The sequence below is a fragment of the Streptomyces bugieae genome (genome assembly GCF_036352915.1).
GTDB classification, from domain to species: domain Bacteria; phylum Actinomycetota; class Actinomycetes; order Streptomycetales; family Streptomycetaceae; genus Streptomyces; species Streptomyces endophytica.
Map to the genome: position 1 here is coordinate 147,854 of NZ_JAZBJP010000007.1, position 13,186 is coordinate 161,039.

General features: G+C 72.9%; 11 protein-coding genes. 2 read left to right on the forward strand and 9 right to left on the reverse strand.

Features of this window, described 5'->3' with window-relative positions; all coding sequences use genetic code 11:
- Nucleotides 1–66 precede the first annotated feature (66 nt).
- Both V2J85_RS16045 and V2J85_RS16050 read right to left on the reverse strand, forming a co-directional pair.
- Nucleotides 67–468: a hypothetical protein gene (locus tag V2J85_RS16045; RefSeq protein WP_330821951.1), complete on the reverse strand. Its 402-nt coding sequence runs from the start codon at nt 466–468 to the stop codon at nt 67–69.
- Nucleotides 469–691: 223 nt separating this feature from the next.
- Entirely contained in the window at nt 692–2,338 is a 1,647-nt protein-coding gene (locus tag V2J85_RS16050; protein WP_330821952.1) for an MFS transporter, read from the reverse strand.
- Between the two features lie 119 nt (nt 2,339–2,457).
- On the opposite strand from V2J85_RS16050, the gene V2J85_RS16055 reads away from it, so the two are divergent.
- Nucleotides 2,458–3,489 (forward strand): Lrp/AsnC family transcriptional regulator, encoded by a 1,032-nt coding sequence (locus V2J85_RS16055; protein ID WP_330821953.1) that lies wholly within the window; start codon nt 2,458–2,460, stop codon nt 3,487–3,489.
- Between the two features lie 8 nt (nt 3,490–3,497).
- A complete protein-coding gene (locus V2J85_RS16060) occupies nt 3,498–4,355 on the forward strand; it encodes a rhomboid-like protein (protein ID WP_410011301.1) in 858 nt (285 codons plus the stop codon).
- A gap of 248 nt (nt 4,356–4,603) precedes the next feature.
- Here V2J85_RS16060 and V2J85_RS16065 read toward each other — a convergent pair whose 3' ends face one another.
- The 7 genes from V2J85_RS16065 to V2J85_RS16095 all read right to left on the reverse strand — a co-directional run bounded on the left by V2J85_RS16065 (nt 4,604) and on the right by V2J85_RS16095 (nt 13,093).
- Nucleotides 4,604–5,434, reverse strand: coding sequence for an HAD family hydrolase (locus V2J85_RS16065; protein ID WP_261956625.1), 831 nt, complete (start codon nt 5,432–5,434; stop codon nt 4,604–4,606).
- A complete protein-coding gene (gene serS, locus V2J85_RS16070) occupies nt 5,431–6,741 on the reverse strand; it encodes a serine--tRNA ligase (RefSeq protein WP_261956624.1) in 1,311 nt (436 codons plus the stop codon). Before serS ends, V2J85_RS16065 begins: the two co-directional genes overlap by 4 nt.
- A 616-nt stretch (nt 6,742–7,357) precedes the next feature.
- A complete protein-coding gene (gene pheA / locus V2J85_RS16075) occupies nt 7,358–8,284 on the reverse strand; it encodes a prephenate dehydratase (RefSeq protein WP_261956623.1) in 927 nt (308 codons plus the stop codon).
- A gap of 139 nt (nt 8,285–8,423) precedes the next feature.
- On the reverse strand, nt 8,424–9,758 hold the full coding sequence (gene efeB / locus V2J85_RS16080) for an iron uptake transporter deferrochelatase/peroxidase subunit (protein ID WP_330821954.1): 1,335 nt from the start codon (nt 9,756–9,758) through the stop codon (nt 8,424–8,426).
- The gene (locus V2J85_RS16085) at nt 9,758–11,941 is read right to left on the reverse strand and encodes a copper resistance CopC/CopD family protein (RefSeq protein ID WP_330821955.1); all 2,184 of its coding nucleotides are present in this window, start codon (nt 11,939–11,941) and stop codon (nt 9,758–9,760) included. The genes efeB and V2J85_RS16085 overlap by 1 nt, the downstream gene beginning before the upstream one ends.
- A gap of 58 nt (nt 11,942–11,999) precedes the next feature.
- The gene (locus tag V2J85_RS16090) at nt 12,000–12,446 is read right to left on the reverse strand and encodes a copper chaperone PCu(A)C (protein WP_261956620.1); all 447 of its coding nucleotides are present in this window, start codon (nt 12,444–12,446) and stop codon (nt 12,000–12,002) included.
- Complete coding sequence (locus V2J85_RS16095) at nt 12,443–13,093, reverse strand: SCO family protein (RefSeq protein ID WP_261956619.1); 651 nt, start codon at nt 13,091–13,093, stop codon at nt 12,443–12,445. The genes V2J85_RS16090 and V2J85_RS16095 overlap by 4 nt, the downstream gene beginning before the upstream one ends.
- Between the last annotated feature and the right edge of the window lie 93 nt (nt 13,094–13,186).

Below are 13,186 nucleotides of genomic sequence, written 5' to 3' on the forward strand. Positions count from 1 at the left end.
CCGGCGCGTCACGGCGCGGCGCACGACCACCGGCGCATCACATGGCGGCGCACGACGCCTCGCGCATCACGTCGCGGCGAACGACGACCGCACCTGCCGGCCGTTGACGATCAGTGCGACGCCGAGCAGGGCGATCCCGCAGACCCCCTGCTCGATCTTCAGCCACACCGGGAAGGAACCAGGGATCGCGATGATCACCGCGATGGCCACCAGCATCACGCCGGAGAGGATCCGCACGCGGCGGTACGCCGGGCGGGAACCCCGGGCCGCACGGCGGGCGGAGACGAACATCACCACCGCACTGGCGACGACGATGACGGTGCGCACCCAGACGGCGTCGTTCACCACCGCGGCGTCATCGCGCAGGGCGACGACGGCCGCGAGGGTGAGGACGCTGAGGCCGAGATAGCCGCCGACGAGCAACGTCGCCCGGCGGAGCGCCGCCAGGGCGCGCGGTTGCCCGCTCACGGAGGGCAGGGTGGCGGGGGAGGAGGTCTCGGGGTGTAAATGCCGGGCGGCCATGGGCGTCGTCCTTTCGTTCCGTCGGCGGGCCGGTTCCAGCATCCGGCCCGTCCGCCGCCGATTCCTCGGCCGCGTGGACGAAACGAGGCACCGCCGCTCTCCGGGTCCGGTCCGGGCCACCCCGTAGTGGACCGACACCGGGAACCCGGAAATCTCCCCTGATCCGCCCCTACCGATCCGCCGGTGCGGGCCCGACGGCCTCCGCCGCACGAGCGCGGCCGCTCCCGTCCCCGGGCCCGCTACCGTCCCCGGGCCCGCTCCCGTCCGCGCCGGCACCCGCGCGCCGCCGTACGACCGCCAGCACCAGCACACCGGCCGCCACCGCCACCAGCCCCGAGATCGCCACGATGTCCCTCAGCCCGGACAGGTAGGCGGCGTTGACGGCCTGACGGGAGACGGCCGGATGCGCGGCGGACCCGCGTACGCCGTGCAGCGCGTCGGCGAAAACGGTGCCGAGGACCGCGATGCCCAGGGCGTAGCCGAGCTGGCGGAAGGTGTTGACCGCGCCGCTGGCCATGCCCGCGCGCCAGGGCGGTGCCGCGCCGAGCGCCGCCGACACCAGCACCGGCATCGCCATCCCGATGCCCACCCCGCTCACCGCGAGACCGGGCACCAGCGTCGCCCAGCCGGAGCCGGCATCCAGCAGCACCCGGTGCAGCAGGGCACCCGCGCCGGTCAGCAACAGGCCGAGCCCTACCGGCAGTTGGGGCGCCATCCGCTGCAGGTGACGGCCGCCCAGCGCGCCGACCAGCAACGACATCACCGCCATCGGCGTCACCGCGAGACCCGCCCGCACCGGGCTCAGCCCCAGGATGTTCTGCACCCACAGCCCCACGAACGTCAGGTACGGGAACGCCGCCGCCTGCAGCAGGAGCGCCGCCGCCATCAGCGTCGCGAACGACGGCCGGCGCAGCAGGCCCAGGTCGAGCAGCGGCCGGCGCACCCGCCGTTCGATCACGAGGAACGCCACCAGCGCCAGGGCCGCGACCGCCAGCGAGCCCAGCGTCCCGGCCTCCGACCAGCCGCGTTCCCCGCCGCGGATCAGCCCGTACGTCAACGCGCCCGCGCACACCGTGAAGGACGCCGCGCCCGGCCAGTCGATCCGGGCGACCGGGGACCCTCCGGCCGCGTCCGTACGGGACCGGGAGGGGTCGCCGTAGGACTCGGGGACCCGGCGCAGCGTGATCACCACCGCGACCGCGGTCAGCGGCAGATTGACCAGGAAGATCGCCCGCCAGTCGGCGTACTCCGTGAGCAGCCCGCCCAGAACGGGACCGATCGCGGCCGCGGCACCGCTGGTGCCGCCCCAGACGCCGAACGCCACACCGCGGTCCCGGCCCCGGTAACAGGCCATCAGCAGCGGGGTGTTGGTGGCGAACATCGCCGCCGCGCCCACGCCCTGCACGGCACGCGCCGCGATCAGCACGCCCGGGCCCGGCGCCAGCCCGCAGGCCAGCGAGGCGAGCGCGAACAGCGCCAGCCCCGCCACGTACAGCCGGCGCCGCCCGAAGAGGTCGGCCGCCGAGCCGGCGACCATCAGCAGCGCGGCCAGCGCCAGCGCGTAGACGTCCAGCACCCACTGGAGCGAGGTGAAGGAGGCGCCCAGGCCGTCGGCTATCCGGGGTAGCGCGGTGTTCACGATCGTCACGTCGACCAGCAGCAGGAAGTTGCCGAGGGTGATGGCGGTCAGGGGCCACCACTTGCCGCGCCGGCCGGCGTCCGCGGAGCCTTCCGGTGCCGCGCCGCCGGCCGGCCCGTGGGGTGCGCCGGGCGTGCCTGGTCGTCCGTTGCCGGGTCTGTGGGGTGCGCCGTGCATGACTGGTTTCCTCTTTCCGCCGTCGCTTTGATGGCGACCCCACGGTCGGTTCCGCACCCGCCGGTCTCCCAGCCACCGCGCTCCCGGCGGCGCAATCCGACACGCGCTAGCCTCGGACGGTGAAAACCGACGGGGTGCCCGGCGCGGGTGGTGGCGGTTTCGACGCCCTCGACCGCCGGCTGGCCCATGCGCTGCAGCTCGACGGCCGCGCGCCGTTCAGCCGGATCGCGGAGGTGCTCGGGGTGTCCGACCAGACCGTCGCCCGCCGCTACGGGCGGCACCGCAGCAGCGGTGCGCTCAGAGTGCTGGGACTGTCCGACGCGCGGGTGTTGGGCGAGGTCGAATGGATGGTCCGGGTGCAGTGCGCGCCGGAGGCCGCGGTCACCGTCGCCGAGGCCCTGGCCCGCCGTCCGGACACCTCGTGGATCTGCCTGATGTCCGGCGGCACCGAGATCACCGCGGTCTGCCGGGCGGCGAGCAGCGACCACAGCGACGCACTGCTGCTGGAGAAGCTGCCGCGCACCCCGAGCGTGGTCGGCGTCACCGCACACTGCCTGCTGCACGAGTTCTGCGGCGGTCCACAGGGCCTGATCAGCAAGTCCGGTGCGCTGACGGACGAGGAGGCCGCCCGGCTCGGCCCGCCGCCCCCGGACGTCGATCCGGCGGCCGATCCGGTGGTGCTCGACGACGCCGACCGCCGGCTGTTCGCCGCCCTGGCCCGGGACGGCCGGGCGCCGCTGGCCGAACTCGCCGCCGTCACCGGCTGGTCACCCACCACGGTCCGTCGCCGGCTCGCCGAACTGCGGGCGACCGGGGCGCTGTATTACGACGTCGATTACGACCTGCGGAAGTTCGGGTACGGCGCGATGGTCGCCCTCTGGCTGTCCGTCGCCCCCGCCGAACTCGCCGCGGCCGGCGCGGCGTTGGCGGAGCATCCGGAGGTGGCCTTCGCCGGTGCCACCACCGGCCCGAACAATCTGTTCGCGTCGGTGCTCTGCCGGGACGTCCGGGCGGTCTACACGTACCTGACGACCCGGGTCGCGGCGCTGCCCGGCGTACGGACGATGGAGAGCGCGCCCCGCATCCGGCAGATCAAGGGGCCGGGCCCGCTGGTCGCCGGCTCGCCCGCGGTCCGGGGGCGCCGCCGATGAGGGCGCTGATGAGGATCGTGATGGAGCCCCCGCGCGACCCCTGGGCGCGGCCCGCGGGCAACCCCGTGATCTGGGTGAAGAACTGGGTCCGGTCCTCCCCCGGCACCCACATCTGGCTGCTGATCATCGGTGTCACCAGCCTCGTGATCGCCTCTGCCTCGGAGGGGCTGGGCCAGTTCCTCATCCACCGCACCAGCAGCAACATCCACGAACTCAACGAGCATCCGCTGCCCTCGCTGCTGATCAGCGGCTTCTGGATCGAGAACCCCGGATCGTTCCTGCTGTACGTCGTGATGTTCGAGCTGGTGCACGCCAATGTCGAGCGCTGGACGGGCAGTTGGCGCTGGCTGCTGATCGTCGGCGGGGCGCACGTCGCCGCGACCCTGGCCAGCCAGGAACTCGTCCTGCTGGCCATCGAGGGGCACCAGCTGCCGCGCTCGATGACGCACGTCGTCGACATCGGCGTCTCGTACGGCCTGGCGGCCGCCGCCGGCGTGCTGACGTACCGCCTGCGCTCCCCCTGGCGCTACGGCTATCTCGTCGGCGTACTGGCCTTCTTCGCCATCCCCCTGACGACCGGCGCCACCTTCACCGACTTCGGCCACGCCATCGCCCTGACCATGGGCTTCGCGGCGTGGCCGTTGACACCGGCGGCGGAGGTGGCGGGGGACGAGGAAGGCGACGCGGGGGAAGCAGGGGAAGCGAGGGACGAGGAAGGCGACGCGGGAGAAGCAGGGGAAGCGAGGGACGAGCAACCCGCCGCGGAGGAGGCGGGAGCCGACGCGCGGGAAGCGGGGGACGACCAATCCGCCGCGGAGGAAGCGGGAGTCGACGCGCGGGAAGAGGGCGGCGGGGGCGGGCGTTAGGGGTTCAAGGGGCCTTCCGGACCCCTACGGGTGAGGCGAACAGATCCCGTAGGGGACGCGAGCGCCCCCTCGGGGCCCTCAACGCCGGGGCCAGGGACGGTATTCCGTAACCAAGGCCGGAGCCGCCCGCCACCGGCGGCCGGAACCGCCCGCCACCGGCGGTTGGGGCCCGCCACCGGCGGCCGGAGCCGTTGCCACGCCGTTGGCCACCCGGCCCCACGGGCCACCGCCCCCCTGGCCACCCGCCCTCACACCCCGTACAGCCGCTCCAGAACCACCGCGATGCCGTCGGCCTCGGAGGAGGTGGTCACCTCGTCGGCGACCGCCTTCAGTTCGGGATGGGCGTTGGCCATGGCCACGCCGTGGGCGGCCCAGGCGAACATCGGGATGTCGTTGGGCATGTCGCCGAACGCCAGCGTCTCCTTGGCGGTGCGGCCCAGGCGGCGGGCGGCCAGGGACAGCCCGGTGGCCTTGGTCAGGCCCAGCGGCAGCAGTTCGACGACGCCGGGGCCGGCCACCATGATGCCGACCAGGTCACCGGCGACCTGGCGGGCGGCCGCCGCCAGCGCGTCGTCGTCCAGCGTCGGGTGCTGGAGGTAGACCTTGTTGATCGGGGCCGCCCACAGCGCGCCGTGGTCGTCGATCATGACGTTCGGCAGCGGGCCGTCCTGGACGCGGTAGCCGGGGCCGACCAGCACCTCGCCCTCCAGGCCGTCCCGGCTCGCCGCCAGATACAGCGGGCCGACCTCGGCCTCGATCTTGGACAGCGCGAGACCGGCCAGCTGGCGGTCGAGCGTCACCGAGGTCAGCAGCCGGTGCTCACCGGCGTGGTAGACCTGCCCGCCCTGGCCGCACACCGCGAGCCCGTGGTAGTCCAGGGCGTCGAGGATGTGCCGGGTCCAGGGCACGGCACGGCCGGTGACGACGATGTGTGCCGCGCCTGCCGCGGTGGCCGCGGCGAGCGCCTGGCGGGTGCGCTCCGAGACCGTCTCGTCCGGGCGCAGCAGCGTCCCGTCGAGGTCGGTCGCGATGAGCGTGTACGGCAGCGGCGGGACGTCCGCCGGAGCTGATCCGCTCACTTGGCGCCGGACTCCCGGCCCGCCGCGACGGGCTCCAGCACGGTCCGGCCGCCCAGGTAGGGGCGCAGCACCTCGGGGACGCGCACCGAGCCGTCCGCCTGCTGGTGGTTCTCGAAGATCGCCACGATGGTGCGCGGGACGGCGCAGAGCGTGCCGTTGAGCGTGGCCAGCGGGCGGACCTTCTGCTTGCCGTCGGCGTTCTCGCGCATGCGGACGGAGAGCCGGCGGGCCTGGAACTCGTCGCAGTTGGAGGCCGAGGTCAGCTCGCGGTACTTGCCCTGGGTCGGGATCCACGCCTCGCAGTCGAACTTGCGGGAGGCCGAGGCGCCCAGGTCACCGGTGGCGACGTCGATCACCTGGAACGGCAGCTCCAGGCTGTTCAGCCACTGCTTCTCCCACTCCAGCAGGCGCTGGTGCTCGGCCTGCGCGTCCTCCGGCGCGACGTAGGAGAACATCTCCACCTTGTCGAACTGGTGGACCCGGAAGATGCCGCGGGTGTCCTTGCCGTACGTGCCGGCCTCGCGGCGGAAGCAGGGGGAGAAGCCGGCGTAGCGCAGCGGCAGCTGGCCGGCGTCGACGATCTCGTCCATGTGGTACGCGGCGAGCGGGACCTCGGAGGTGCCGACGAGGTAGTAGTCGTCCTTTTCGAGGTGGTAGACGTTCTCGGCGGCCTGGCCGAGGAATCCGGTGCCCTCCATGGCGTGCGGGCGAACCAGCGCCGGGGTCAGCATCGGGACGAAGCCGGCCTCGGTGGCCTGCGCGATGGCGGCGTTGACCAGCGCGAGCTCCAGGAGCGCGCCGATGCCCGTCAGGTAGTAGAAGCGCGAGCCGGAGACCTTGGCGGCGCGCTCCACGTCGATGGCGCCGAGCGCCTGGCCGATCTCCAGGTGGTCCTTGGGCTCGAAGCCCTCGGCGGCGAAGTCGCGGATGGTGCCGTGCGTCTCCAGGACCGCGAAGTCCTCCTCGCCGCCCACGGGGACGTCGGGGTGGACGAGGTTGCCGAGCTTGAGCAGCAGCTGCTGGGTCTCGTCCTTGGCCTCGTCCTGCGCGGCGTCGGCGGCCTTGACGGCGGCGGACAGCTCGCCGGCCTTCTTCAGCAGCGCGGCCTTCTCGTCGCCGGTGGCCTTGGGGATGAGCTTGCCGAGCGTCTTCTGCTCGGCGCGCAGCTCGTCGAAGCGGACGCTGGACGACCTGCGCCGCTCGTCGGCGGAGAGAAGCGCGTCGACGAGCTCGACGTCCTCTCCACGGGCGCGCTGGGACGCGCGCACACGGTCGGGGTCCTCACGGAGCAGGCGAAGGTCAATCACACCACCAGGCTACCGGGGCCGCGCCCCACGCTTCGACGCGATATTCCCCGCCATTGCAATTTGTCCGGTTTGAGAGGTTTATTCCATGGCGGGGATGCGGTAAATCCGCCGGGGAATTCCCATCCATTCGCACCCCTTCCCGGCTGTCGTGATCTTCTGGAGGAGGGCGGTGGAGTCATCCGGTATGCGGGTGTTCGCGGCGTCCGCGATCGATGATCCACTGGGCGGGAGCGGGGAGTTGGGGCGGCCTTCGCGGCCCCCGTGCGGTGGGGTTGTCCACAGGGGAGGGGGGTTCCCGGATATTTATCCACAGGCTGTGCGTGGAATCTGTGGAAGTCGGCGGCGATCATTCCGCTTCCGAAATGCTCGGCTATGGATTCTCTGTCCAAACCCCGTTCACGCACTCTTTCGTGTGGGATTGCCTCGCTCTAAAGGATGGACCGAAGGAATTATGCTGACGGGGTCCGAGGTGGGGTGCTGTGGAGGGATGTGGGGTCAGTAGGGCGATTTGTCGACTGTGTCCGACTGTCGTGTCGACTTACCCACAGGTCGAGAACCGGGCCTGTGGATAACTTTGTGGACAACCCACAGGCGCTCAAAGCCGCAGGTCGGGAGCTCAGCCCCGGCCGTCCAGGCAGCGCGCGAGCCAGTCCGAGGCCTCGGTGAACGCCGAGTCGGTCATCTGCCGCCGCACGCTCGGCGTCGTCTCGTCCGCCCGCGGATACGAACCGAGGAACCGCACCTCGCGGCAGACCCGCTTGAGGCCCATCAGGACCTCGCTGACCCGGCGGTCGGTGATGTGCCCCTCGCAGTCCACCGAGAAGCAGTAGCGCCCGATGCCCTCACCGGTCGGCCGGGACTCGATGCGCATCATGCTGACCCCGCGCACCGCGTACTCCTGGAGCAGTTCGAGCAGCGCACCGGGGTGGTCCTCGGCCAGCCACAGCACCACCGACGTCTTGTCCGCGCCGGTGGGCGCCGCCGGCCGGGCCGGGCGGCCCACCAGCACGAAGCGGGTGGCCGCGTTCTGCGCGTCGTGGATGTCGGTGACCAGCGGCGTCAGGCCGTACGTCGCCGCCGCGAACTCACCGGCGAACGCACCGTCGTAGCGGCCCTCCTGCACCAGCCGCGCACCGTCCGCGTTCGAGGCCGCCGACTCCCAGACCGCCTCCGGGAGTTGGGCCGCCAGCCACTTGCGGACCTGGGGCTGCGCGACCGGGTGCCCGGTCACCGTCTTGACCTCGTCGAGCGTCGTACCGGGCCGCACCAGCAGCGCGAAGGCGATCGGCAGCAGCACCTCGCGGTAGATCATCAGCGGCTCGCCGGAGGCCAGTTCGTCGAGGGTCGTGGTCACCCCGCCCTCGACGGAGTTCTCGATCGGCACCAGGGCGGCCGCCGCCTCCCCCGCCCGCACCGCGTCCAGGGCGGCCGGCACCGACACCATCGGCACCAGCTCGCGCGTCGCCGCCTCGGGCAGGCTGCGCAGCGCGGCCTCGGTGAACGTGCCCGCGGGGCCGAGATAGGTGTAGCGGCTGGCCGACATCCTTGAGGACTCCCTCGCGTGACTGCGGGAGCACCCCGCCGATCTTCTCCCTGTCCTGCCACGATACCGAGCCGCCCCGGCCCCCGGACCGGCCTTCCGAAGGCCGGACGGCGCACCGGGCCTCCGCCGGGCGGTCCCGCTAGCCCTCCAGCAGCGGCTGCCCCACGTACCCGCCCGGCACCGCGGCCGGCGGCACCGCGTACAGGCCGCTCGCCTCGTGCCGCAGGAACGGCGAGAGCGCGTCCCCGCGGTCCAGCTTCCGCTGGATCTGGGTGAAGGCCCGCAGCGGGTCGGCCTGCCAGCAGATGAACAGCAGCCCGGCGTCCGGCGCGCCGTCGTCCCGGAAACCGTCGTGGTACGAGAACGGGCGGCGCAGCATCGCCGCGCCCTGGTTGGACTCCGGCGCCGCGACCCGGGCGTGCGCGTTGGCCGGGATGACCGGCAGCCCGTCCGCTCCGGTGGCGTCCAGCTTCATCGGCGTGGTCTCGGAACCGCCGGTCAGCGGTGCCCCGCTGTCCTTGCGGCGCCCGATGACCCGCTCCTGCTCGTGCCGGGAGCGCTTCTCCCAGTCGTCCAGCAGCATCCGGATCCGGCGGACGACGGCGTACGAGCCGCCGCGCATCCACTCCTGCGCGGCGTCCCGCCCGACGAATATCCGCCGGTCGAAGTCCGCGTCGGTCGGCTTGGGGTTGTTGGTGCCGTCGACCTGGCCCATCAGGTTGCGCGCGGTCATCGGGTGGGCGGTGGCGCCCGGGGTGCGGTTGAAGCCGTTCATCTGCCAGCGCAGCCGGGCGGTGCCGGCCGCGTCCTTCTGCAGCGCCCGCAGCGCGTGGAAGGCGACCAGCGCGTCATCGGCGCCGATCTGGATCCACAGGTCGCCGTTGCTGCGCTCGGGGTCCAGCGCGTCGGCGGAGAAGTCCGGCAGCGGATCGAGCTGTACGGGGCGGTGCTTCGTCAGGCCCGTACGGTCGAAGAAGCTGTGGCCGAGGCCGAAGGTGACGGTCAGCGAGGACGGGCCGGCGTCCAGCGCGACGCCGGTGTCGGCGTCCGGCGTGCGCCCGGCCATCAGCTCCTCGGCCGTCCGCGACCAGCGGCGCAGCAGCGCGGCGGCGGCCTTGCGGTCGCTGCCCGGGGCCAGGTCGAAGGCGACGAGGTGCCCGCTGGCCTGCAGCGGGGTGGTGATCCCGGCCTGCTGCTTCGCCCGGTCGTCCCGGAACGGCACCTCGGTCGAGCCGAGGGAGCTCAGGGCCGCGGCGGGCCCCTCCTCATGGGCGGCGGCCGTCCCCAGGGCGCCGCCGGCGCCGCCGACGACCAGCCCGGCGGCGCCCGCCGCGCCGACGGTGCCGAGCAGCCGGCGGCGGGAGAGCGCCAGGGCGGTCCGCGGGCCGGCCGGCTCGGGCGCCGGGGCCTGCGGTTCGGGGGCCTGGGGTTCGGGGGCCTGGGGTTCGGGGGCCTGCGCGGTTCGCTTGCTCATCAGCCGATCTTCACGTTCCTGAACTCGGTCACCTGGTCGATGTCGGAGGTCCGTACGAGCAGCGAGAGCTGCCACCGTCCGGGGACCGGCAGCAGGACACCGCTGGCGCGCCAGTGTCCCTTGCCGGTGTGCCGGGGCACCACCGTCAGCGGCCCGAGCTTCTTGGCCTTGAGGGTGAACTCGACCTTCACCTCGGGGACGTCCTTGGCCCGGCCCTTCGGGTCGGAGATCCGCAGCCGCAGGTCGTTGGCGTTGCCGCTGCGGCCGGGGTCGAGGTCGAGGCGGGCGGTGCCCTTGCCGCCCGGACCGCCGGTGTCGAACGGGACGGTGAGGACCTGCGGCTGGTTGGCCGCGGCCGACTGACCGCCCGACACGGCCTTGACCGCCTCCTCGGTACGGGCCGGCTCGGTGGCGGTCAGCACCGTCGTCACCACCAGCAGGAGTACCGCGACCGACGCCTCGGCCAGTACGGACCGGCGCAGCCCCCGCCGCTCGGGGTCGGCGTCGCGCAGCCGCTTGGTGCGGGCGGTGCGCAACGCGGCCTGCTGACGGGCGAGTTGGGCGGCGCGGGCGGGGTCGGCCGGTTCCGTCGCGGGCGCCGCCGGTGGTTCCGTCGCGGGCGCCGCCGCCCGTGCCGCCGCCGGCTCCTCGTCGTTCTGGGCGGTCTTTTCGGCCGTGCCGGCCGCCGGCACGGTCACGGCCTTCTCGAAGAGCTCGTCGGCCTCCGCGGCCTCGTAGGCCTCCTCGGCCCCCTCGGCCTCCGGGGCCGCGTCCGCCGCTTCCGGTTCCGCCGTCCGTACCTCCGTCAGCCGCGCCGTCCAGCGCCGCGAGAACCAGGCGATGCCCACGAGCACCACCACCAGGCCCACCTTGAGCAGCAGCAGCCGCCCGTAGGTGGTGCCGGTCAGCGCGGTCCAGGTGCCGACCTGCCGCCAGGACTGGTAGAGGCCGGTGGCGACCAGCACCAGGACGGAGCCGAACGCGATCCGGGAGAAGCGGCGGACGGCGGTCCGTTCGATCGGCGGCCCCCAGTACAGGGACACCACCAGCGCCGCCAGCCCGCCGAGCCAGGTGGCGACGGCGAGCAGGTGCAGGACGTCGACCGGCATCGCGATCGCGGGCTGCAGCCCGGTCGAGGCGTGTTCGGCCATCGCCCAGGTCGTCGCGAGGCCGGCGGCGACGATCACCCCGCCGATGCCGAGCCCGAACGTCAGGTCCTTGCGGCGCCGGGCCTGCTCGGCGGGGTCCTCGGGCGCGTCCTCGGCGGTCCGGGCCGCGTCGTCCCCGTCGTCCGTGCCGTCCCCGTCGGCCCGGTCCTCGTGGCCCCCGCCGTCCGCCCCGGCACCCGTCTCCAGGCCCTCCCGCGGCTCCCGCGGTTCCTGCGCCCGCGCGTACGCCCCGAACAGCACCGCCACGAACAGCGCCGCCGCGGCGAGCAGCAGCAGCCGGGAGACCAGCGCCGCGCCCGGCTTGGTGATCAGTACCTGCTGCAGGCCGCCGAGGTCGAAGACGTCGGAGAGGTCGCCGGAGCCGGTGTACGGGGTGCGCAGCAGCAGCATCGCCACGGTGGTGCCGGTCAGTACCGCCCATCCCTGGACGACCAGGCGCTGGACGGACCGTACCCGGGCGGCGGCCGGCCGGCAGGCCACCACGAAGGCGGCGCCGCCGGCCAGCAGGACGAAGCCCGCGTACGCCAGCGCGCGGGCGATGCCGTAGAGCGCCCCCACGAGGCCCCCGCCGGCCTCCTGCTGGGACACCGGCGCGGTGGTCTTCGAGGGCGCCCCGATCGAGAAGGTGAAGGCGCCGGAGACCGGGTGGCTGTCGGCGGAGACCGCCTGCCAGGCGACGGTGTACGTGCCGTCGCCCAGGCCCGGCGGCAGCCCCGTGCCGTATTTGACGGTGCTGCCGCTGCACAGGTTGCGCAGTTTGCCGCGGTCCACCCGTTTGCCCTGCGGGTTCAGGACGCGGATGGAGTCGTCGCCCATCGCGACGCCCTCGGAGAAGGTGAGCGCGACCTGCTCGGGCGCCTGGTCCACCACCGAGCCCTGCGCGGGGGTGCTGCCGGTCAGCGCGGCGTGCGCGGACGCCGGGACGGCGCCGCCCAGCAGCGCGCCGGCCAGTGCCACCGCGACGAGCAGCACCCGCAGTACGGCGGACCGCCGCCGTGGCCCGGTGATGACCATAGTGATCGCTCCCTCAACTGCCGTGTGAGTGCGGTTGCGTGACGTACCGTGCCGCCCGTTACTTCTTCGGCTGGTAGTTGACGGCCTTGACCGGGACGCTCACCCTGACGGGCTCGGCATGGGCGAACTGCAGCTGGAGGGTGATCACGTCGCCCTTGGTCGGCTTGTACTTGAGGCCCATGAACATCAGGTGGTTGCCGCCGCGGCTGAGCTTCAGCTCGCCGTTCGCCGGGATCGGCAGCGAGTCGACCTGCTCCATCTTTCCGCCGGACGTCTTGTGGAGGGTGATGTCCTTGGCGAAGTTGCTGGTGACCGAGGTGAGCTTGTCGGCGGTGCCGCCGGTGTTCTTGACGGTGAAGAACGCCCCGGCCATGTCCTGGGTGACCGGCTGCGGCAGGTACGCGCCGCTGACCGACAGCTTGGGGGCGCTGCCGTCGTCGCAGGCGCTCAGGGCCAGACCGGCGGTGAGGGCGAGGGCGGCGGCGAGGGTGGTGCGGCGGTTCACGGGTTCTGTCCCTTGATGATCTTCGGAAGTGCGGTGGTGTAGTTGTCGGAGGTCGCCTCCTGCATGCCCAGCCAGTGGATCTTGTCGTCCTTGGGGGAGCTCAGCAGGACCTGCGCGCCGTGGGTGGAGACCACATCGCCGTTCTTCTTCTTGACCGGCTTCTCGATGCCGATGTTGACGCTGCGGGCGCCCGCCTGGATGGTGTCGAAGCGGCCCGTCAGACCGATGAAGTCCTTGTTGATGCCGCCGAGCCACTTCTTGAGGGCGGCGGGGGTGTCGCGCTCCGGGTCGGAGGTGACGAAGACGACCCGCAGGTCCTTCTGCTCGGCCTTCGGCAGCTGCTTCACCGCGACCGCGATGTTGGCCATGGTCAGCGGGCAGACGTCCGGGCAGTGGGTGTAGCCGAAGTAGATCAGTGTCGGGTGGCCCTTGGTCTTCTCCAGCAGGTCGTACTTGGCGCCCTGGGAGTCGGTCAGGACCAGGTCCGGCTTCTCCATCGGGCTGTCGAGCGTGACGATGGGCTTGGCGGCGGTGCCCCCGGAAACCTGGGCTACCGGCTTGTCGCCGTCGCCTCCCTGGTCGCAGGCGGTCAGGCCGAATGCCGTGACGGCCGCGACGGCGGAGGCGAGCAGGGCCCTTCTACGCATTGCGCTACGCATTGCAGATGTATCCCGTTTGTGTGGTGTGGTCCGGCGCCCCGCTCAGGGGAACGGGGCGACGGGCCGGCGGCGCGGTGGGGC

What these genes read in the sequence shown, in the direction of transcription:
- V2J85_RS16050 (WP_330821952.1), bottom strand. Translation starts at nt 2,338, where the DNA reads ATGCACGGCGCACCCCACAGACCCGGCAACGGACGACCAGGCACGCCC.
- V2J85_RS16060 (WP_410011301.1), top strand. Translation starts at nt 3,498, where the DNA reads ATGAGGATCGTGATGGAGCCCCCGCGCGACCCCTGGGCGCGGCCCGCG.
- pheA (WP_261956623.1), bottom strand. Translation starts at nt 8,284, where the DNA reads ATGTCGGCCAGCCGCTACACCTATCTCGGCCCCGCGGGCACGTTCACC.
- efeB (WP_330821954.1), bottom strand. Translation starts at nt 9,758, where the DNA reads ATGAGCAAGCGAACCGCGCAGGCCCCCGAACCCCAGGCCCCCGAACCC.
- V2J85_RS16085 (WP_330821955.1), bottom strand. Translation starts at nt 11,941, where the DNA reads ATGGTCATCACCGGGCCACGGCGGCGGTCCGCCGTACTGCGGGTGCTG.
- V2J85_RS16095 (WP_261956619.1), bottom strand. Translation starts at nt 13,093, where the DNA reads ATGCGTAGAAGGGCCCTGCTCGCCTCCGCCGTCGCGGCCGTCACGGCA.